Raw genomic sequence first — 21,657 nt, forward strand, 5'->3', positions numbered from 1 at the left:
TCATCGGAGTGAAATGTGAGCAGCGACACTATGCTATTGGGTGAAAACCCGCGCGCATTATCGTTAAATGAACTGGCTTATCTGCGCTTTAAGCAGGCGCTGATCACCCTGAGCTACAAGCCCGGTGATTATCTGAATACGGCGCAGGTGATGGCGGATCTCGAAATGGGTCGTACGCCGGTAAACCAGGCGATTCATCGTTTAGCCGGTGAAGGGCTGTTGCAGGTGATCCCGCGGAAAGGGGTGATGGTGGCGCCATTATCGATTGACGATGCGCTGGAGCTGATTGAAGTGCGCCTGGCCAATGAATCCCTCTGTATCGCTCTCGCCTGCCAGCGCGTCACCGACAGCGATATTGACGCACTGCGCGCGATTAATCAGCAGATTGCCGCCGCCAGCCTGCAGCGCGATCGCATCAATATGATGCTGCTCGATCGCCAGTTCCACCATCTGCTGGCCAGCATCGCCGGTAACAGCCGGTTGATTGATATTCTCAGCGTTATCCATGCTCAGGCGCAGCGCTTCTGGGCGACAACCCTGTCGCGCGAGAGCCATATGCAGGAAGTGATTGCCGAACATGAGGCGATTATTGCGGCGCTGGCATGTCAGGACCCTCAGGCCGCGGAAGCCGCAAACCGTGAACATGTTCTGTCGTTTAAACGCGCGTTACTGACAGGCTAAATATGGACGCCGGGCCAGGCCATTCTTCAGGCGGCTGACAGCTAAATTCATTAGCTACCTCACACTTCGTGCCCTCATTACAGCCAGTTGCTCAAATCTCGTCTAAAGTTTTTCGCATGGTCAATAACTTACAGACCATACCTGGTCTGGACAAGGAGAACTGCCGATGATGAAACGAGTTGATAGCCGTCAATGGCGAGCAGCATTAGTCGTGCCACTGATTTTAAGCGGTGCACTGGTTGGCGTCACATTACCTGCCCATGCGGATGGCGAAAATAACCAACGCATGTTAAGCAGTGTGCCGCAACCCCCTGATGTGCGACTGGGACCGCTGTATCACGCGGTACAATCGGCTAAATTCTTCCCCGATCAGAAAACCTTTGCCGATGCAGTGCCAAAATCAGATCCTGCGTCGATTGTCGCCGACTGGCAGATGCAGAAATCGCAGCGCAATTTCGATCTCAGACATTTTGTGAACACTAACTTTACCCTGCCGGCTGAAGGTGAAAAGTATGTGCCGCCGGCAGGACAGAGTTTACGTGAGCATATTAACGGCCTGTGGCCGGTACTGACGCGCACTACCGATAAAGCCGGTCAGTATGATTCGCTGCTGCCATTACCGAAACCCTATGTGGTGCCCGGCGGACGTTTCCGCGAAGTCTATTACTGGGACAGCTACTTCACCATGCTCGGTCTCGCCGAAAGCGGAAACTGGGATCGCGTACAGGATATGGTCGATAACTTCGCCCATGAGCTGGATAAATATGGTCATATCCCCAACGGCAACCGCAGCTACTATCTCAGCCGCTCCCAGCCACCGTTCTTCAGCCTGATGGTGGAGCTGCTGGCGAAACATGGCGGTGAACAGGTCTACAGCAAGTATCTGCCGCAGTTGCAGAAAGAGCATGATTACTGGATGGCGGATGCCGCAACGGTCAAAGCCGGTGAAGCCAGCAAGCGCGTGGTGAAACTGAAAGATGGCACCGTGCTTAATCGTTACTGGGATGCGCGCGATGTGCCACGTACCGAGTCGTATATGGATGATATCGCCACTGCCAGCAAAGCGACGGATCGCAATAAAGCGGAACTGTATCGCGATCTGCGTTCCGGTGCGGCATCGGGCTGGGATTTCAGCTCGCGCTGGTTTGATAAACCGGGCGATCTGTCAACCATTCATACCACGCAGATTATTCCGGTCGATCTCAACGCCCTGCTGTTCCAGCTGGAAAAAACCCTCGCCCATGCCAGTAAAGTGGCAAAACAGGATAATGCCAGCCAGCGCTTTACTGAGATGGCGAACAAGCGTCAGACGGCGATTAACCACTATTTGTGGGATGAGCAGGATGGCTGGTTTGCTGACTACGACTGGAAGAAAAACAGTGTGCGTAAACAGCTGACCGCCGCAACGCTGTTCCCACTCTTCCTGCAGGCCGCTGATAAAGATAAGGCCAATCGTACTGCCACCGCGGTAGAGAAACAGCTGGTTAAAGAGGGTGGACTGGCTACTACCAATGTAAATAATGGCCAGCAGTGGGATGCCCCCAACGGCTGGGCGCCATTGCAGTGGGTGGCGGTAGAGGGTCTCAACCACTATGGTAAGCAGACGCTGGCCAAAGATATCGGCATGCGCTTCCTGAACAATGTGCAAGGCACCTATGATAAGCAGCATAAGCTGGTTGAAAAATATGTAGTGGAAGGCAAAGGTCTTGGCGGCGGCGGCGGCGGTGAATATCCGTTGCAGGACGGCTTTGGCTGGACCAATGGCGTCACCCTGAAACTGATGGATATGTATTGCCCGAAAAATGTCACCTGTAATAACGTCGGTGATATCACTAAGACGCAGTAAATAATCATCTGCAACCGGCGGGGGCGGCATTTATGTCGCCCCCGCGCATTTATGTCCGGGGATAACCGCTATGCAAACTTCAAACCGCCGTGCGCTGGTCGCCGGTTCGGTCGGTAACTTTATCGAATGGTATGAATTTGGTGTTTACGGCTTTCTCGCCACCGTGATTGCCGGCAATTTCTTTCGGCTGGAAGGTGAAAGCGAAATTACCAGCCTGATCCTCACTTACGCCGCTTTCGCCCTCGCCTTCTTTTGCCGTCCGATTGGCGCGATTATTTTTGGCCGTATCGGCGACCGCATTGGCCGCAAGCCGACGCTGATCGCGGTATTGATTATGATGACGCTGGCGACCGCCGCCATCGGTCTGATGCCCACCTATGCCACTCTCGGCGTTGCCGCGCCGCTGTTGCTGACGTTGCTGCGCATGTTGCAGGGGCTGTTTGCGGGTGGCGAATTTGGCGGTGCGGTGGCGCTGATGACCGAATTTGCCCCGCGCGGTAAACGCGGCAGTTACGGCGCCTGGCAATCCTTTACCGTGGCGCTGGGTTTACTGGCCGGTGCCGGGATTGTCGCGCTGCTTGGGGCACTGCTTAGCACCGAACAGCTGCATAGCTGGGGCTGGCGTATCCCGTTTCTGCTGGCGTTGCCACTGGGGCTGGTAGCGCTGTGGCTGCGATTACAGCTGGATGAAACGCCAACCTTCAAACAGGCAGTGGCGCAGCCAGCCAGCGCGCCGCTGCCTGGGGTAGTCAAAGCGATTGTGCTGGGAATTGGCCGCATGATGGGCTGGTCAGCAGCGGGTTACACTTTTCTGGTGGTGATGCCCTCGTGGCTGCAAACCTCGCTGCATGCCAGTTTCCAGCAGGCGCTGGTCGCCACGGTATTGGGCAATATCGGTTTTGCCCTGACCATTTTACCGGCTGGTCGCCTTAGTGATCGCTATGGCCGCCGCCGTATTATGTTACTGGCGATTGCTGCGGTGATTGTGTTTACTTTCCCGTTACTGGCGATCCTGCAGCAACCTGAGGCCTCGTTGTGGCTGAAAGGGCTGGCGGTCATGCTGGCGGGCGCGGTGGTCGGTCTGCTGGCCGGCCCTGGCCCGGCGATGCTGGCCGAGATGTTTCCTACCCGCGTGCGTTATACCGGTTTAGGCCTCGCCTACTCGCTCTCCAACGCGGTATTTTCCGGCTGTGCGGGTCTGATTATCACCTCGCTGATTAAGCAGACCGGCAATATCAATATTCCGGCTTACTACGTGGTGATTATCTCGCTCATCAGCTTGCTGGCGATCCTCACCCTGCGCCCTGACGACCATCTGCGCGACCTCGAAAGCTAAATCCTGCCCGCCGGCGCGCATTGCGCGCCATCGTCACGCTTTGCCTCCTCCCCGCCCGTTTTCGCACGAATGGGATAATACCCCGATCTTATTGTGTGAATAGTTAAGTAAAATCAATGCTTGAAACGATAAACGAGAAAGATAATAATTATCATTATAACGATAAAACACAACCCAATCGCTAAGATTTATGCGCCTTTGCCACGACTTTCCCTCCGGAGTGCGGCGCAATCACCATAAAATAAAGGATAGGAAATAATGAGAATGTCTTTTACTTTAAAGCGTTCTGTTCTGCTCTGTTCACTCGCTGTCAGCACTCCCAACTTCTCGTTTGCCGCCGAAACTATGGTCGTTAGTGCGCAACCCGCCGAAACCGCAGAGTCCCCGACCTCAGGCTACACCGCCGCCACCAGTAAAGGCGCCACCAAAACCGATGAACCGCTGATCACTACCGGCCAGTCAGTATCGGTGGTTACCCGCCAGCAGATCGACGATCAGGGCGCCAGCAACCTTAACCAGGTACTGAACTACACGCCGGGGGTATTTACCAACTTCGCCGGTGCTGCTTCGCGTTTTGATACCATCTCTCTGCGCGGCTTTCATGGTGGTGATACCGATAATACCTTCCTGGACGGACTGCGGGTGATGAGCGATGGCGGCAGCCATAACGTGCTGCAGGTTGATCCCTGGTTCCTTGAACGCGTCGATATTATTAAAGGCCCTTCTTCAGCTCTCTATGGTCAGACCGTTCCGGGTGGGCTGGTCAATATGACCTCCAAACGGCCACAGTTTACTGAAGAGGGGCATTTTCGCCTGTCGGCAGGTACGCAAAATACCAAAGGCGGCGCCTTTGACTATACCAATGCGATTAACGATCAGTGGGCGTTTCGCATTACCGGCATGACCCGCACCAGTGATACCCAGTACGACCATACCCGTGAAGAGCGCTACGCCATTTCGCCGGCGCTGTTATGGCAGCCGTCGGAAGACACCTCATTATTACTGAAGGCGTATTTGCAGAAAGATCCTTCCGGCGGCTATCACGGCTCGGTGCCGCTTGACGGTACGACGAATCCGCACAACGGTAAAACCCTCAGCCGCAGCTTCTATGACGGTGAGAGTTCTGTCGATCAGTACAAGCGTAGCGAGCAGATTTACAGCTATGAATTCGCCCACCGCTTTAATGAAACCTGGGCATTCCGCTCCAACGCCAGTTATACCCACTCCAATATCAATCTGGATCAGGTCTATCAGAACGGCTGGGTCAGCCCCAGCAGCGATGAGATGTTCCGTTACTACTCGGGTAACCGCTCCAGTCTCGACGCCCTGGCGATTGATAATCAGCTGGAAGCCGATTTTGCCACCGGCGATCTGCAGCATAAAGTGGTGCTCGGCGCGGAATATCATCAGTACAAAAATGACATGTGGGACGGGCAGGCCACCGCCAGCAACCTGAATCCGTTTACCGGCGTAACGGGCGGCACGGCGCTGAGTTTCTACAAAAATGATGATATTACCCGTCGCTACTACCAGACCGGGCTGTATCTGCAGGATGAAATGACGCTGGATAAATGGCATCTTGATCTGTCCGGCCGCTATGACCGTATTGTGTCGAAGCAGGTTAACGATACCACCGAGGCTTCACGTCGCCGTTCAGACGATCACGTCAGCGGCCGTGCCTCGCTGCTGTATGCTTTTGATAACGGTATTTCACCTTATGTCAGCTACAGTCAGGCTGTCACGCCCAGCTCGCTGGAAGGTCCGGATGGCAATCTGCTAAAACCAAGCACCGCCGGGCAGTATGAAGCCGGGGTGAAATATCAGCCGGTGGGAACATCAGATATGTACACCATCGCGGCCTACGATCTGACCCAGAAGGATATCTCTAACCGCGATGTGGTATCGGGGGTTAACGTACCAGCAGGTAAAGTGCATTCGCAGGGGATTGAGCTGGAAGCACGTAATCAGATTACTCCCCGTCTGAGCACTATCGCCGGATATACCCTGAACCATGTGCGCTTTAAAGAGTCACCGGATGGCAACAATGGCCATACGCCTTATATCACCCCCAATCAGATGGCTTCCGCCTGGGCGCATTACCAGTTTGATTATGGTATCAGCGTCGGCACCGGTGTGCGTTATCTCGGCAAACAGTGGGCGGACAACGAAAACACCACCCGTCTGCCTTCGGTGACGCTGTTTGATGCTTCGGTACGTGCCGACCTCGGTGCATGGGACAGCCAGCTTAAAGGCGCGTTTGTGCAGGTGAATGCCAACAACCTGACCGACCGTAAATATATCGCCGCGTGTTACGGCACTGGCTACTGCTATAAGGGTGCAGAACGCACAATTATGGCTACTGTCGGCTACGATTTCTGATACTAAAAAGGGAGACGTAATGTCTCCCTTTTTTTAAATCTTGCGGCTGTTTAACTTCTGACTTTACGGTAGATCCACAGCACCACAATCGCGCCAATTACCGCCACGACAAAACTGCCAAAGTTAAAGCCATCGACCCGGCCAAAACCAAAGAAGGTGCTGATCCAGCCACCGACTACCGCACCGATAATTCCCAATATAACGGTGATAATAAAACCGCCGCCATCTTTACCTGGCATAATCCATTTTGCGATAATCCCGGCGATTAGACCAAAAATGATCCAAGAAAGAATTCCCATTTGCTGCTCCTTATTTTTTGCTAATTAACACACCGACGACCAGACCCAGCGCTGCACCAATGCCAACGCCAGCCCACGGATTTTTTTTCAGGTAATCACAGGAGTCGCTGGCAACACTTTTCAGTTCACCACAGAGCTCACCACCCTTCTCGCGGGTGTATTCCTGTACCTGTTCAAGGTTGTTACGGGCTTCACGCTTTGAAAACATTCCTCTCTCCTTTTTCCAGGCTGACGGCTATCCCGTTGCCATTAACGGGAATAAGTATAGGCGAGATTTCTAACTCTGTGATTTGAATCTAAACTTTGTTGATAAAAAGCCTGACGCACAAGTAAAAACCACTAAAGTCTGCTGCCAAAACGCCGATAGTGACTGCTTAAGAACAATAACCTGTGATAAATCGTAGCGGAGCAGGAAGTGAAACTGGAAGATAAAGAGCAGTATCTTAAGCGGGGCACGCTGGCGGTTCTCGGCGTGCTGCGCGATCTTGAAAAACACCAGACCCCGGTGCGGGTGACCTGTTCGCGCGGACAATTTATCAGCCGTTTGCTGTTTGTCGATAAAGAGCAAGTGGTCGTCGACTATGGCAGCAGCCAGTATGACAATCAGCTGGCGTCAGAGTCAGAAGATCTGCAGATTTCAGCCGAAACCCATGGGGCAAAAGTTGAGTTTACCCTGCCGTCGCTGAATACAATTGAACATGAAGGCTTACCGGCCTTTGCCGCCCCGCTGCCCGATATGTTGTGGATGCTGCAACGTCGGGAGTTTTTCCGCGTTAATGCACCACTGGAACCGGTGTTCTTCTGTGAAACAAAATGGCCCGACGGCAGTAAAGCGCGCTTTCGTCTGCAGGATCTCTCCCTCGGCGGTATTGGCGTGCTGGTGGATGGCGCCCTGCCCGAGAAGCTGAACAGCGGCGATATTGTGCGTAATCTGTATGTGGAGCTGGGTGAGTATGGCCAGTTTACCGTTGATACCCAGTTGCTGAATATCGCTGAGCGCACCACCGTCAGCAGTAAAAATGAAACGGTGGTTACACCGCGGCTGAGTTTTCGCTTTGTGGCGCTCACTGCGGTGCAGGAGCGTCAGCTGCAGCAGGTGATCTTCGCTCTTGAGCGCCTGGCGCGCGATAAAGCTATGCGCTTCCAGTAAGCGCTTCCCCTGTCGCCACGTTGTACAGTATTAATGGGGGGCGCCCCATTATTTATTGCATTTGCAGCGAAGCCTTTAGCTCATCAACAAACAGACTAACGCGCAGCGGCAGATAACGGGTAGTCGGTAACAGTGCCCAGACTGAAAGATTTTGCGGCCGCACATCAGTGAATGTCAGTTCAATAAGTGAACCTTCACTCAGCTCTTTTTTCACGTCCCACCATGTTAATTGAGCAATCCCCAGCCCCTGCACACACAGTTCCCTGACGCCGTCCACATTACTGCAACTGAAACGCCCCTCAACAGTGCTGCTGCTGCTTTGCCCGTCGGCTTCAAAGGTCCACTGCAACACATTTGTTAACCGCAGGCAGTTATGTTCGCTCAAATCACTTAAGGTTTCAGGTACGCCATATTTTTGCAGATATGCCGGCGAAGCGCAGACCACGCGTGGGTTATCACTGAGTTTGCGGGCAATAAGGCTGGAATCCCGCAGGGGAGCGATGCGGATAGCCACATCGATACCGCGGCCAACGATATCCACCACCTCTTCACTAAGCTGTACATCGATTCTGAGCGCCGGGTTTGCAGAAAGCAGCGTCGGTACCAGCGGCAGAATATTCCGGCGACCAAAGCCGGAGGGCGCGGTCACTCTCAGCAGGCCCACGGCACCTTTCGTTTCAGGGGAAAAAAGGGCTCTGGCCCCTTCTTCCGCCTCAAGCAGTGCCCGGGCATAGGGCAGAAACTCGGCGCCTTCCTGTGTCAGGGAAACGGATCGGGTTGTACGCTGCAAAAGACGGGTACCCAACTCCTGCTCAAGCGCGGCAAGCCGTCTCGACACCGCCATCGGGGAAATATCAAGACGCCTTGCTGCCTGCGTCAGGCTGCTGGTCTCAGTAATCATCAAAAAAAGGTGAACGTCCTGCAGGTTCATATCAACGTCATCCGCTCAGTGCCATGAAATCAGTGAAACAGGTCGCGCAATTATAACGAATTACGATATACCGGTTTATCACTTTGCCCTGTTTAACACTTAACTTATAGCGATTATATTCCCTTATCAATTTAATCCTAAATAAGGAGCGCCTGATGCGCTTATCATCTCTGTTCAGTCCATCCTGTATCAGCAAGCTGTCACTCGGTAACCGCCTGGTTGTGGCACCCATGACCCGGGTTACTGCATCGGAGGACGGTGTCGCCAGTGAACGTATGAAAGCCTATTACGAAGATTTCGCCCGTGGCAGGTTTGCCCTCATTATTACTGAGGGGATATATATCGATACAGCCTGGTCACAAACCTATGCTTTCCAGGCCGGTATGGTGAATACCCGGCAGGCACTGGCGTGGCATTCGATTACCGATGCCGTTCATCACCAGGGCGGTCGCATTTTCGCCCAGATTCAGCATTCAGGGGCGCTGTCTCAGGGTAACCATTATGCAGAAGGCACCGTCGCACCTTCTGCTGTGCGCCCGGTCGGCAAACAGATGACATTCTATCGCGGAGAGGGGGAGTATCCCGTGCCGCGCGAGCTGGATGAAGATCAGATTCAGGATATCATTACTGGCTTTGCTGATGCTGCATCACGAGCGGTTAACGAAGCCGGGTTTGATGGCGTGGAAATCCACGGTGCAAATGGTTATCTGCTGGATCAGTTTTTTACGGACTATACCAATCAGCGTACCGATCGGTGGGGTGGCGATATTGCGAGCCGTCTGGCGCTAAGCCTTGAGGTGATTAGCGCTGTCCGTACTCGTCTGGGTAAGGATGTACCCGTCGGTATCCGCATCTCCCAGGGGAAAGTAAATGACTTTTTCCATAAATGGGCAAACGGTGAAGAGGATGCGCGGGTGGTTTTCACGCTGCTGGCAAATTCCGGGATCGATTATTTGCACCTGACAGAATTTGAAGCCTGGCAACCTGCCTTTGACGGCAATCCATTATCCCTGGTGGCGCTGGCACGTAAATACGCGCCTGAACTGACGATTATTGCCAACGGCAGCCTGCATGATGTTGCCCGTGCCGAAGAAGTACTGGCCGCCGGCGCTGAATTTATCGCCCTGGGACGTGGAGCGCTGGCAAACCATAACTGGCCGCAACAGGTTAAGAACGGACAGCCGGTGCAGACATTCGATGGCGCCATTCTCGGGCCGATTGCCGATATTAAAGACTGTGAAATCCCGGCCTTGTGCTTGAGATAATACAGAGGGGCTGATGCCCCTTATATTCATGATCCCCGACTCAGCGGCCTACTGATGAATAAACCAGTCAGGAACCGGGTCGTCAAACGCCACCCATTCCGCTGGCCCCATTGCCATCTCGCGATCGGTTAACAATGCCTGCTGCAGTTGCTGGCGCAGCTGTATTTCGTCCATCTCAATGCCAATAAATACCAGCTCCTGGCGCGCATCACCGCTGCCTTCGATCCAGTTCTCATTAATCATCGCCAGCGACGCCTGATCCTGCGGCCAGCGCGCTTTTGGTACGCTTGCCCACCACATACCGGCCATGCCCTGACGCGCCACGCCACCAGCCTGCGACCAGTTACCGGCATAACCCGGACGGCTGGCCAGCCAGAAATAGCCCTTGGAACGGATCACGCCAGGCAGATCGCCGCCGAACAGCTGCCAGAAGCGCTGTGGATGGAAAGGACGACGCGCGCGGAACACAAAGTTACGGATGCCATACTCTTCGGTTTCCGGCGTATGAGTGCCGCGCAGCTCCTGCAACCAGCCAGGCGCCTGCGCAGCGGCATCAAAATCAAACAGACCGGTGTTGAGCAGACGATCGAGCGGTACGCGGCCAAACTCAGCTAGCTCCACGGTTGCCCGCGGATTGAGACTGTGCAGAATCGCCAGCAATCTCTGACGCTGCGGCGCATCGATCAAATCGATTTTGTTCAGCACCAGCACATCACAGAATTCAATCTGGTCGGTCAGCAGGTCGACCACCGTGCGCTGATCTTCTTCCCCCAGTGATTCACCGCGTGCCTGCAAACTCTCATGCGCCTGGTAATCACGCAGAAAATTACCGGCGTCCACCACCGTTACCATGGTGTCCAGCCGCGCGACCTCTGACAGACTGCTGCCATCCTCATCGGCAAAGGTAAAGGTTTCCGCAACCGGCAGCGGTTCAGAAATACCGGTGGATTCAATTACCAGCTGATCGAAGCGCCCCTCTTTCGCCAGCCGCGTCACCTCCAGCAGCAGATCTTCACGCAACGTGCAGCAGATACAGCCATTACTCATCTCGACCAGTTTTTCGTCGGTACGCGACAGCTGCGCGCCGCCCTCTCTGACCAGCGTCGCATCAATATTGACTTCAGACATATCATTAACAATCACCGCCACCCGGCGGCCTTCACGATTATTAAGAATGTGATTTAACAAGGTGGTTTTGCCTGCGCCGAGGAAACCGGACAGTACGGTAACCGGCAGGCGGCGTGGCGCAGGATGTTCTGCGAGACTCTGTGACATTATGGTTCTCCTGATTCAGCATCCAGCATGCTTTTAATTGATATGTTATAACATAACAATTAATGATGCCAGTGCCCCACAGAAGTTAACGTCAAAGCCTATGCATAGTTCTCACCGGTAAAGAGCATAAATTCGACTTTGCCGCTGGCGTAAGTTTCCGGCGTATCACCGCTGTCGAGATGCCTTAACATAATATCGGTAGCCAGCTGGGCATGCTGACGGGTGTTCTGATCGATCGTCAGGGAGAGCGTTTTTTTTGCCAGCAGTTCGCGGGTAGAACGATATAACTCATGGGTTATAAATACGCTTTTATCCAGCATCCGGTGACGCGCCAGCGCTTCGCTGATTTCGCGGTTACCGAGGCCGGTGTTATAGATGCCGGTAATATGGCCCGCCTGACTCAGCTGTTTTTCCAGCAGTTTGCTGATGGTGTCGCGCTGCTCCTGACCTGCCAGCACTTCGCGCAGACCAATATGCGGGAAATCCTGCTGCAAGACATCGCGGAATCCCTGAATGCGCAAGCGGTGTGCGGTGTAATCAAAGCGGCCGCTGATCATGATAACTTCACCAGCAGTATGCAGCATTTTCCCCATTAACAGTCCGGCGGTTCGCCCTGCCTGCAGCTGATTAATGCCGACATGACATAAGCGCTCAGCGCCCGGCAGATCGCTGACAATGGTGATCACCGGTACGCCGCGCTGTTTACATAACGCCAGCGCATCATAGATGGCGCTATATTCATGGGCAAAGACGATCAGCCCGTCGCGCTTGCTGCTACAGGCGACGATATGGGCGGCCAGCTTATCGGGCCGTGATTCCGGGATAAAGGTGCGGTGCAGCGTCAGACGGCGATAGCCGAGGCCGCTCGCCACATCGCTAAAATCCTGCGCCAGCTGCTTAAAGAAAAAGGAGTCATTACCGCTCAGCACCACTTCAAGCTGCCAGGGATGGCGATGCTCCTCGGGCAAAATACGATTGAGCCCGGCTGCGCGCGCCGCTTCCAGTACTTTTCGCGTAGTGGCTGGCGAAACGCCACCGCGTTCATTCAGCACCCTGTCCACCGTGGCGACGCCCACACCAGCGGTTTTTGCCAGCCCTTCGAGGGTGAGTTTTTTCATCCTGGGTTACCTTGAGGGAATTCCATCAAAAACGACGTTCTTCAAGTGTATCGGCTGAGGGTATTTTGACAATGTACGCTGAACGATGGCGCTCACATTATTCAACATCCGGAGTCAAAAAATGGCAGCAAAGCAACGATTTGCCCTGCTGGGCAGCGGTTTTATCGGTCAGGTTCATGCACAGAACCTGGCGGCGCATCCACTGGTGGATCTGGTGCTGGTCGCCGATCCTGATGCCGCGCGCGCGCAGGCCGTCGCAGCGCGCTATGGCGCGCAGGTGGCGGACGTCTCGCAGGCAATTAACAGCGATACGATTGACGCCGTACTGATCGCCAGCGCCACTCCGACCCATGCTGAACTGCTGGAAGCCGCTGCCCGCGCGGGAAAGGCAATCTATTGCGAAAAACCGATCGATCTGTCGCTCGATCGAGCGAAGCGCGTGGTGGAAAAAGTGCTGCCATTTGATCTGCCGATCACCGTGGGCTTTAACCGCCGCTTTGACACCAGCCATCAGCAGCTAAAACAGCATCTGCAACAGGGTGCTGTTGGCCGTGCCGAGCTGATTCAGATGGTGTGTCGCGCCTCCGAAATGCCGCCATTAAGCTATCTGCAAGCCTCCGGCGGTCAGATGCGCGACCAGGCGATTCATTTTTTCGATCTGTTGCGCTGGCTGACTGAAGACGAAGTCAGCAGCGTGGGCGCACTGGGGGCGGCGCTGGCGCTGCCGGAAATCAGTGCGTTTGGCGATGTCGATACTTCGGTGCTGATTATGCAGATGAACAGCGGTGCGCTGGCGCAGCTGGATAACACCCGGCGTACCGGCTACGGCTATGATGAACGCCTTAGTGTGATGGGTGATCGCGGGATGGCGGAGTCCGCCAGTCAGTGTCCGCAAGGGGCGAGTGTGTGGCAGGGATCGCAGGCCACCCGGCCGGGTCTGTGGCCGGACTGGTTTAGTCGGGTGCGCGAGACTTATTATCAGCATCTGGATGCGTTTGTACGCCAGCTCAACGGTGAAGCGGTGGCGGATCTGCCAGGATTAATTGATGGCTTGCAGGCGCAGGCGATTGCTGAAGCGGCAGTGCAGTCGCTGGCAGAGAAACGTTTTTGTCACGTCGAGCGGATAGTGTTGTAAGCGGCGCGGGCGGCGAGAACGCCGCCCCTACGGGATTGATTGAAGGAACGGTTGCAGGGGCGGCGTTTTCGCCGCCCGGTCAGTTATGCCGATACCTTTTCTTCGTTAAAGACAATGCCCATCTGCCGACGCGCTTCATCCATCACTGACAGCGTCAGTAACGAGCTGTCCAGCGAACGAACCGGTGAATCATTGAGTCGCTGACCGACGCACCAGGCAAAATGTTCCGCTTCGTGACTAAGCTGAGCATAACGGTTATCTGGCTCTTCCCAGCGTAAGCTTTTCCCCCCCTGGCTGGCGGTCAGGGTAAAGGCGCCTGGCGCATAGAACTGCCCGTCGATCAGAAGAGTGGCGTCACGCCCGGCAATCACCGCACCGCCAGGAGTATTGCTAAACAGCGTGGTGTTTAATACCGAGTGCATGCCGTTAGCGTGGGTCAGCAGCATTGATGCCTGACCGTTAACGCCGCCAGGGGCGGGCTGGCCGCTGGCGACGATACTTTCCGGCGCGCCGCCAACTTTCATGCTCAGCGCAATCAGATAGCTGCCAAGATCCAGCATCGGACCACCGGCCAGCTCGGGATTAAAAATACGGTGACCGGGCGTAAAAAACTCGCCGTGGTCAGCAATCAGGGTATGCAGGTCGCCCAATACCCCCTCTGCCAGCAGCTGACTCAGCACATCATATTTTGGCGTAAAGTCGCACCACATCGCTTCCATGCAGAGTACGCCCTGCTGCTTAGCGCGCGCCTGCAGTTCCGCCCCTTCACGCGCATTTAGCGCCAGCGGCTTCTCAATCAGGGTATGTTTGCCGGCACTCAGGACTTTCAGCCCGTCCGGATAGTGGTGATTATGCGGCGTGGCAATATACACCGCATCGATATCCGGTCGCGCCAGCATCTCATCAACGTGGGTAAACACCTGCGGGATAGCCCAGCGGGCGGCAAAGGCATCGCCTTTCTGCTGACTGCGCGACGCCACCGCCACCAGCTGCTGCGAGGTGTGTTCGCGCAGCGCTCTGGCAAAGTGATCGGCAATCCAGCCTGGACCAATAATGCCCCAGCGCAGTGACGGAATAGTGCCTGCCGCCGGGCGACGGGGTACGGGTAATGAGGAAGGAAACATTGGCTCTCCTGTGGTGGCTTTTATAAGGTTACTCGCCTGTGGCAACCGGCACCCAGCGCCGTGACGCCATTGATTGCTCAATGGCCGTCAGGATCTGCTGGTTTTGCAGGCCGAAGGCAAAATTCGGATAGCAGTCGTGGTCACTGCAGATGCCCTGCACCAGATCATGGACCTCGATCACTTTGATATCAAAATAGCCCAGACCGCCGCCGCCAAAATCGAAACCAAAGAAACCGGCATAAGCCGGGATCTGGCTGCCAGCCAGCAGCGTTTTAAATCCGCGATCGTGTTTATCATCATTAAAGCGATAGACCTGCAACTCGTTAAAGCGCTCGCCATCCATATACAGCGTGCCTTCGGTGCCGGAAACTTCCCAGTACACGCCAAAAATTCGTCCGGCGGCAATCCGCGAAGCTTCGATCACCCCGGAAGCACCGCTGTCAAAACTCACCAGGCACTGCACCTGATCGTCGTTTTCCACTTCACGCATTTCGGCATTGGCGTCGGTACGGCTGGCGTAACCGGCATCTACCTGCGGTAGCGGACGCTGACGCAGATAAGTCTGGGCGCTGGCGGTCACTTCGCTGATGCCGCCCATCAGAAACTGGGCGACAGAGAGCGTATGCGCGCCGAGATCGCCGAGCGAGCCGCTACCGCCGAGGGTTTTCGAACAGCGCCATGACCATGGCAGCGTGGGATCATTGTAGAAACCCTGATCAAAGGTGCCGCGAAAACGTACCGGCGTGCCGATATCACCGCGCTCAATAATCTGCTTCGCCAGCAGCGCGGCAGGGGTTTTGATATTATTAAACGCCACCATGGTTTTGACCCCGGCGCGGCGTGCCGCAGCGGTCATCTCCTGCGCCTGCTGAGCACTGACCGCCAGCGGTTTCTCGCAATACACATGCTTGCCGGCAGCGATGGCAGCAAGCGCCATCTCAAAGTGCAGATGGTTTGGCGAGGTGATATCCACCACATCCACCTCAGGATCATTAACCAGTTCGCGCCAGTCGCCATACGCCAGTTGCGCGCCAAAACGTGCCGCCGACGCCTCCGCCATAGGCTGATTCTGATCCGCCACCGCATACAGCAGCGGCCGCTTTGGCAGGTTGGGATAGATCATCGCCGCGCGACGGTAAGCATCGGCATGGGCCTGGCCCATAAAACCTGAACCGATCAGGCCAATATTCAGGGTATTACGCATTATGCGATCTCCTTAATGCTATGCGGCAGATGGAACTGCTGACTGACCCAGTGTGCGGCGCGGGTGGCGGTCGCCAGCGGTGGCGCCTGTTGCGGGTCCTGCTCCGCTTCCACAATCAGCCAGCCCTGGTAACCCGAGTGGCTGACAAACTCAATAATCGGCGCATAATCAATGCAGCCTTCGCCCGGTACGGTAAACAACCCGGCGCGTACCGCATCGTTAAAACTTAAATCCTGCTGATAAACGCGCTGCAAAATTGCCGGACGCACATCTTTCAGGTGGATATGCACAATGCGCGAACCATATTTCTGCAATACCCGGGCGATATCCACGCCACCGGCGTAGCCATGGCCGCTGTCCAGTACCAGGCCAACATTGTGACTGGTGTGCTGCATAAAGCTTTCCAGTTCGTCGTCATGTTCCACCAGCATCATCAGATGGTGGTGATAGGCGATTTTCAGACCGTAATCGCGCAGCAGCACATCGGCAAACGCATTTACTCTGGCGGCATAGCGGGCCAGATCGATGCTGCTCAGCGCCGGTGACCGTGATATCGGCTCATCCAGCGGCGTAATGCCCGGCAACTGCCCGCATTCGCCATAGACCATCACTTTTGCGCCCAGCTGGCGCAATAAATTAGCGTGATCGCGTACGGCGGCAATCTCTTCCTCCACGCTGCGATCGGCGAGAAAGCCGCTGTGCCAGCCCGAGGCCAGCTGCAAACCAACCGCGGAGAGCAGTGGCTCCAGCTCGCTGACGGTGCGCGGAAATTTGCGCCCCAGTTCGATGCCCTGATAGCCGGCTGCGGCGGCCTGTTGCAGGCAGCTTTCCAGCGGGATGTCGCCGCCAAGATCCTCCAGCACATCATTAGTCCAGCACAGTGGACTTACGCCAAGTTGTACCCCTGCTGTTGTCATCTGCTTGCTCCTGAGTGGTGATGCAGGTGACCACTATAATCAGCAGCCTGGCGGCTTCGGTATCAGTTTGATGATGGAAAACCATCAGGTAAAAATGATGATAAGGTGACGGCTATCGGGCAAACTGGGGATAACAGCCTTTATGCAGGATTTGCCACCATGACAACCCTTCCCAAAGTCACCATTACCTACTGTTCACAATGCAACTGGCTGCTGCGCGCGGCCTGGATGTCACAGGAGCTGCTCAGCACCTTCAGCACCGATCTGGCGCAGGTGACGCTGATTCCGGCGACGGGCGGCATTTACCAGATTACCGTTGACGATCAGCTGATCTGGGATCGCAAAACCATGGGCGGTTTTCCGGATGCGGCGGAGATTAAGCGACGGCTGCGGGCGCAATGTTTTCCCGATCGTGATCTCGGGCATAACGAAAAGAAAAGCGATAATCCATAAAAAAGCCGCGCAGTGCGCGGCTGAGAACGTGGTTTTTGCTGTCAGAAGTCGACATTGACCCCTAACTGGAAGGTACGGCCCGGCATCACCGCCAGCGCCTGATCGTTAGCATCCTGGGCGGTGCCGCTGGTCAGATCGCGACTGCTGAGGTAGTCCCAGTATTTGCGGTCGGTGATATTGTACAGCCCGCCACTCAGCTTGACGTTTTTCGTCGCCTGCCAGTAAGCGGTCATATCCACCATGCCATAACCCGGCACGCGCATATACTCACTGCTGGAATCGGTAATCGCACTGCCGCTATTCGAGTAGCTTTGACGATTGGTGGCGGTAGCCTGCTTGCCTTTAACAAAGGTCGCGGTTACCGCGGTGCCCCAGGCTTTCGCCGGTGCATCCCAGGCCAGTCCGACCACTGCTTTCATCGGCGCGACGCTTTCGAGGTCGACATATTTGTCCCCATCGTAGCTCGATTTCGACTCACCTTTACTGTAAGCGAAGCCCAGTCCGGCGCTGAGTCCTTCTGCCTGCCGGAACCAGGTGCCCAGGTTCAGACGAGCACTGATATCACCGCCATAGATAAAGGCTTTATCGCGGTTTTCCGCCTGATAAATGGTGGCGATATTGGATGGTACATTGCTGAAGTGATCCGGGTTAGCGGAACGCGAATAGCGGCTGTAGGCGATAAAGTTTTTATAGGTGTTGTAATACAGTGAGCTGCGAATGGTGACGCCATCCGTCACTTCACCTTTCATGCCCCACTCAAAATTATTGCTGGTTTCGGTCTTCATATCCGGGTTGCCGATCAGCGCATACTGCGCGCCTGGGATATAGTTGGAACCGAGATTCCATGAACCATACAGCTGGCTGGCATTCGGGAACTGCGCACCGCGCTTATACTGAATATAAGTCATCAGTTTTGGCGTCAGATCGTAGTTAAAACTAATCGAAGGCAGCAGCTGAGTATCGGAGTTGGTCTCACCATACAGCGTTTCTACGTCAGACGTGGTCAGCACCGCGCTTTCTGTGGTCAGGCTACTGAGGTTTTGCGCCTTCGTACTTTGATGGGCGACGCGCAGGCCCGGCACCACGTTAAAGCCATGTCCGTCGAGATCAAACTGGATTTTATCCTGCACAAACGCGCCCAGCGTATAACTGCGGCTGTCCGCTTCCGGCTGCATAATGGTGCTGTAGATACTCTGCACCGGCTCCTGGCGGAAGGGGCGCCCGGTCTCGCTGATGCGCCCGTTCAGGCCGCCGCTTAGCTGATGACGGCCAAGGGTTTTCGCCAGCTGCGTCTCAAATCCCCAGGTATCGACATTGTAATCAGAGTAGACGCGCTTCATGCCGTTGCTGCCGTCCGGCATCCAGGTATTATCGTGCGCCAGAGTATGCTGATAGAACACTTTGCTTAGCAGACTGTCGACAAAATCATTATACGGCGTCCACTCATCTTTCAGGCTGATGCCCCAGCGACGGGTATTACTCTGCTGCTCTGCGGTGCCCAGCACCGTATTGCCGCTGGTGTCCCAGCTGTCATAGTGGGTATGGTTGGTTTTATCGTAATAATCGACGATGCCGGTAATTTTATGCTCATCGTTTGGCTGCCAGATAGCCGAGGCCTGCAATGCGTTGGAGTGCCAGTTGGCCGGGTATGCAGAGACGGAATCACTGTTATTACGTGTTTGCTGACCATCGCGACGGCTGTAAACCAGCATGCCGCGCAGGTATTCATCGCCCGCGGCAGCAGTAATGCCGTTGTGCCAGCTGTGGCTGGCGGAGTCGTAGTCACTCTGATAGCCAAAGTAAGTGGATTTGCTGGGTGAGAGATAATCATCGGCCGATTTCGGCAGGAACGATACCGCGCCACCGATAGAGGTATTCGCACGTGAGACGCTGGTAGCGCCAGCTTCAATCTCAACCTGGCCATACATGTAAGGGTCGAGATAGTCCCTGCCGATACCAAAGGTGTTCAGACCGGCGCGGCTGACATAGCTACGCCCGGTGGCGTCTGGCTGCGGAATACCGTCAACATCAATACCCACACGGTTGCTTTCCAGCCCGCGAATATTAAAACCGGTGTAACCGCTGCGATCGAAGCCGCTTTTTCCCGCCGAAGAACCGCCCTGCACGCCCATCGCGCTGATAATGGTTTCATAACGCATTACCGAGCCGAAATCATTGGCGCCCTTTTTCTGCAGATCGTCGGCGCTGTAAACCACTTTACTGCCAGCTTCTTTTTCCGGCTCGCGCGCGGTGACGGTCATTACCGTTTCAGCCTGGCGCTTAGTGGTGATTTTCAGTGGGGTCTTTTGATCGGACGAAACAGTATTGGTTTTTTCGTCTGCACGGGCCAGATTGACGTTAAACGTTGCCGTCAATAATACCCCGGTTAAAAACGATGTTTTCACTAACAGCTGGTGTGGTGTAAAAGTGCGCATAGCAATACCCTGCTTAATTATTGGTATGTGCTCAGCAATGACTTCCATGAAAAAAAGACAAACTAAAAGCGCCCTTCTGCACCAATGGCAGAGGGTTAAACAGACGATCTGATTTTTATGTCGGCCATAATATATAAATGATAATGATTATCAATACATTTATATACATTGTTACCATGTTTCACACTAAACGGTAAAACTCGGTGAATGATGGAGAAATTAAGCAGAAGCATGCGCCACCGTTGGGCAGGTGGCGACAGGTCAGATGGTGCGGTAAGCGGTAGTCACTTTCCACAGATAGCGCGGCGCCTGAGCGGCCGGATGTTTTTCCTGCACATGCTGGTAAAACTCCTGCGGCGTCATGGTGTTAATCATGGCAATTGCGCGGCCGCGACTGCGTGAAAACGTACGCAGCAGCGCGCCGGCACCATTGGCGTACGAAACAATAGTGGCATAACGCAGGGTTTCCGGATCACGAATACCGGCCAGCTGCTGCGATTGCAGGATACGCAGATACGCGGTGCCGATATCGATATTGCGTGCCGGATCGCGCAGCTCCGAGCCGCTCGGTTGTCCGTGCTGACCACGGGCGCGGTAAACTTCACGACCGGCGGTTGAGGCTTTAATCTGCATTAAACCAATGGCATTCGAACGGCTGACGACCGTTGGATTGCCACCGGACTCAACGCTGATAATGGCATTAATCAGCCGCTCATCAACGCCATAATGGCTGGCCGCATCTTCAGTAAACATCGACCAGGCCTGAGAAACTTTTTCCGGCGGCGCTTTGGTTAACGGGGTTTGCCGCTCGGGTGGCGCATGTCGCGGGGTTTCACTGGCGCATCCCGCCAGTAACAGTGCACATAAAATCAGCGATCGGGTTTTCACGCTATTATCTTCCTCGCAGCCACTTATTCGCGCTCAATCATACTGACTGGCTTGAAGTTAAAAATTGCCGTTTATCTGAATTGCCTGGAAATCCGGGGCCGGAGGTGACTTCGCGCCCACTTTTCGTCATCATCAGCGAGTTTGGACAGCGCAATGCGCGAAATAATTCCATTTGTGCGGTCTGAAAAATAGCCATTATTGCGTCGGTTCTGTTGCGGATCCGGCCTGCACGGCTGTTACTATTTACACCATTCGCCGTCATTGACCGCTTAGAGGGAGATAACTGAGCATGAGGTCTGCAACTTCCCGACTTTTTCATCTGGTTGCGCCATCGGGTTATTGTCACAACCAGGCTGCCGCCCAACGGGGTATTGAGCGGCTGACCGCTGCGGGCCATCGCGTGGAGAATCGTGCGGTAATCAGCCGCCGTTTTCAGCGTTTTGCTGGCGACGACAGCGAACGTCTGCAGGATATTAATGCGCTCGCCACCCTGCCCGCTCTGCCGGATATTGTACTGGCGGTACGCGGCGGCTATGGCGCCACACGCCTGCTCGATCAGGTCGATTATACGGCGTTGCGCCAGCTGGCGGGAAAACCGCTGGCAATCTGCGGCCACAGCGATTTTACCGCCCTGCAACTGGCGCTGCTGACGCAAAGCGGGTTGATAACTTTTAGCGGCCCGATGCTGTGTGGCAATTTTGGCGCTGAGCAATTGTCTGATTTCACCGTCGAACACTTCTGGCGGGCGATCACTCAGCCCGAATTCAGGGTAGAGTGGCAGACAAGCGCGCCCGATACGCAGGTCAGCGGGAGATTATGGGGCGGCAATCTGGCGATGATTGCTTCACTGGTCGGCACGCCATGGTTGCCGCAGGGTGACGACGGCATGCTGGTGATTGAAGATGTGAATGAGCATCCGTTCCGCACCGAGCGGATGCTGCTGCAACTGCATCAGAGCGGCATTCTGGCGCGGCAGCGCGCCATTATCACCGGCAGTTTTACCGGCGCGACGCTCAGCGACTATGACAATGGCTTCGATTTTCCCGACGTCTGGCAGCGCATACGTGCACTGACCGGGTTGCCGGTGATCACCGATCTGGCCTTTGGTCATGATCAGGATACCGTGACCCTGCCATTGGGCGCGCAGGCCGTATTACAGGTAAATCAGGGCCGTAGTCAGCTGAGCATCAAGGGACATCCGACGCTCAGATAATTTCTTTC

19 protein-coding genes are annotated in these 21,657 nt (G+C 55.0%); 9 read left to right on the plus strand and 10 right to left on the minus strand.

The genetic code is table 11. The features are described 5' to 3' along the window. Positions 1–30 precede the first annotated feature (30 nt). From N5923_RS21480 to N5923_RS21495, 4 genes are all read left to right on the plus strand, one after another. Complete coding sequence (locus tag N5923_RS21480) at positions 31–681, plus strand: GntR family transcriptional regulator (protein ID WP_267144214.1); 651 nt, start codon at positions 31–33, stop codon at positions 679–681. A gap of 166 nt (positions 682–847) precedes the next feature. Beyond that, on the plus strand, positions 848–2,527 hold the full coding sequence (gene treA / locus N5923_RS21485; RefSeq protein WP_267144050.1) for an alpha,alpha-trehalase TreA: 1,680 nt from the start codon (positions 848–850) through the stop codon (positions 2,525–2,527). A gap of 70 nt (positions 2,528–2,597) precedes the next feature. Further along, the gene (locus N5923_RS21490; RefSeq protein WP_267144049.1) at positions 2,598–3,863 is read left to right on the plus strand and encodes an MFS transporter; all 1,266 of its coding nucleotides are present in this window, start codon (positions 2,598–2,600) and stop codon (positions 3,861–3,863) included. A gap of 258 nt (positions 3,864–4,121) precedes the next feature. After that, positions 4,122–6,242: a TonB-dependent siderophore receptor gene (locus N5923_RS21495; RefSeq protein WP_267144048.1), complete on the plus strand. Its 2,121-nt coding sequence runs from the start codon at positions 4,122–4,124 to the stop codon at positions 6,240–6,242. A 50-nt stretch (positions 6,243–6,292) separates the two neighbouring features. Here N5923_RS21495 and N5923_RS21500 read toward each other — a convergent pair whose 3' ends face one another. Together N5923_RS21500 and N5923_RS21505 are read right to left on the minus strand one after the other, a co-directional pair. Further along, entirely contained in the window at positions 6,293–6,541 is a 249-nt protein-coding gene (locus N5923_RS21500) for a GlsB/YeaQ/YmgE family stress response membrane protein (protein WP_267144047.1), read from the minus strand. A gap of 10 nt (positions 6,542–6,551) precedes the next feature. Continuing rightward, entirely contained in the window at positions 6,552–6,749 is a 198-nt protein-coding gene (locus tag N5923_RS21505) for a DUF883 family protein (RefSeq protein ID WP_267144046.1), read from the minus strand. Between the two features lie 207 nt (positions 6,750–6,956). Between N5923_RS21505 and N5923_RS21510 the strand changes: the two genes are divergently transcribed. Further along, positions 6,957–7,691: a flagellar brake protein gene (locus N5923_RS21510; RefSeq protein ID WP_267144045.1), complete on the plus strand. Its 735-nt coding sequence runs from the start codon at positions 6,957–6,959 to the stop codon at positions 7,689–7,691. 52 nt (positions 7,692–7,743) lie between these two features. Here the strand turns inward: N5923_RS21510 and N5923_RS21515 are convergent, their stop codons facing one another. Continuing rightward, complete coding sequence (locus N5923_RS21515; protein ID WP_267144044.1) at positions 7,744–8,622, minus strand: LysR family transcriptional regulator; 879 nt, start codon at positions 8,620–8,622, stop codon at positions 7,744–7,746. A gap of 155 nt (positions 8,623–8,777) precedes the next feature. On the opposite strand from N5923_RS21515, the gene N5923_RS21520 reads away from it, so the two are divergent. Further along, entirely contained in the window at positions 8,778–9,887 is a 1,110-nt protein-coding gene (locus N5923_RS21520; RefSeq protein WP_267144043.1) for an NADH:flavin oxidoreductase, read from the plus strand. Between the two features lie 48 nt (positions 9,888–9,935). Here the strand turns inward: N5923_RS21520 and zigA are convergent, their stop codons facing one another. Together zigA and N5923_RS21530 are read right to left on the minus strand one after the other, a co-directional pair. Beyond that, a complete protein-coding gene (gene zigA, locus N5923_RS21525; protein WP_267144042.1) occupies positions 9,936–11,162 on the minus strand; it encodes a zinc metallochaperone GTPase ZigA in 1,227 nt (408 codons plus the stop codon). A gap of 98 nt (positions 11,163–11,260) precedes the next feature. Next, positions 11,261–12,280: a LacI family DNA-binding transcriptional regulator gene (locus N5923_RS21530; RefSeq protein WP_267144041.1), complete on the minus strand. Its 1,020-nt coding sequence runs from the start codon at positions 12,278–12,280 to the stop codon at positions 11,261–11,263. A 121-nt stretch (positions 12,281–12,401) separates the two neighbouring features. On the opposite strand from N5923_RS21530, the gene N5923_RS21535 reads away from it, so the two are divergent. Continuing rightward, positions 12,402–13,415 carry a Gfo/Idh/MocA family oxidoreductase gene (locus N5923_RS21535; protein WP_267144040.1) on the plus strand — a complete coding sequence of 338 codons (1,014 nt, stop codon included), beginning with the start codon at positions 12,402–12,404 and terminating at the stop codon, positions 13,413–13,415. 83 nt (positions 13,416–13,498) lie between these two features. Here N5923_RS21535 and N5923_RS21540 read toward each other — a convergent pair whose 3' ends face one another. The 3 genes from N5923_RS21540 to iolE are packed head-to-tail and all read right to left on the minus strand — an operon-like array spanning position 13,499 to position 16,660. Then, positions 13,499–14,539, minus strand: coding sequence for a Gfo/Idh/MocA family protein (locus tag N5923_RS21540; protein WP_267144039.1), 1,041 nt, complete (start codon positions 14,537–14,539; stop codon positions 13,499–13,501). Positions 14,540–14,567: 28 nt separating this feature from the next. Continuing rightward, positions 14,568–15,743 carry a Gfo/Idh/MocA family protein gene (locus N5923_RS21545; protein WP_267144038.1) on the minus strand — a complete coding sequence of 392 codons (1,176 nt, stop codon included), beginning with the start codon at positions 15,741–15,743 and terminating at the stop codon, positions 14,568–14,570. Then, positions 15,743–16,660 carry a myo-inosose-2 dehydratase gene (gene iolE, locus N5923_RS21550; RefSeq protein WP_267144037.1) on the minus strand — a complete coding sequence of 306 codons (918 nt, stop codon included), beginning with the start codon at positions 16,658–16,660 and terminating at the stop codon, positions 15,743–15,745. The genes N5923_RS21545 and iolE overlap by 1 nt, the downstream gene beginning before the upstream one ends. Positions 16,661–16,819: 159 nt before the next feature. On the opposite strand from iolE, the gene N5923_RS21555 reads away from it, so the two are divergent. After that, entirely contained in the window at positions 16,820–17,113 is a 294-nt protein-coding gene (locus tag N5923_RS21555; RefSeq protein ID WP_267144036.1) for a SelT/SelW/SelH family protein, read from the plus strand. Between the two features lie 41 nt (positions 17,114–17,154). Here the strand turns inward: N5923_RS21555 and N5923_RS21560 are convergent, their stop codons facing one another. Next, positions 17,155–19,548, minus strand: a complete 2,394-nt coding sequence (locus tag N5923_RS21560; RefSeq protein WP_267144035.1) for a TonB-dependent receptor domain-containing protein — start codon at positions 19,546–19,548, stop codon at positions 17,155–17,157. A gap of 261 nt (positions 19,549–19,809) precedes the next feature. Next, positions 19,810–20,436 carry a membrane-bound lytic murein transglycosylase EmtA gene (gene emtA, locus N5923_RS21565; protein WP_267144034.1) on the minus strand — a complete coding sequence of 209 codons (627 nt, stop codon included), beginning with the start codon at positions 20,434–20,436 and terminating at the stop codon, positions 19,810–19,812. A 289-nt stretch (positions 20,437–20,725) separates the two neighbouring features. Here emtA and ldcA point away from each other — a divergent pair, with 289 nt between their 5' ends. Then, complete coding sequence (ldcA, locus tag N5923_RS21570; protein WP_267144033.1) at positions 20,726–21,649, plus strand: muramoyltetrapeptide carboxypeptidase; 924 nt, start codon at positions 20,726–20,728, stop codon at positions 21,647–21,649. Positions 21,650–21,657: the final 8 nt, after the last annotated feature.

Origin of the sequence: Winslowiella arboricola (genome assembly GCF_025527015.1) — a bacterium.
GTDB lineage: Bacteria > Pseudomonadota > Gammaproteobacteria > Enterobacterales > Enterobacteriaceae > Erwinia > Erwinia arboricola.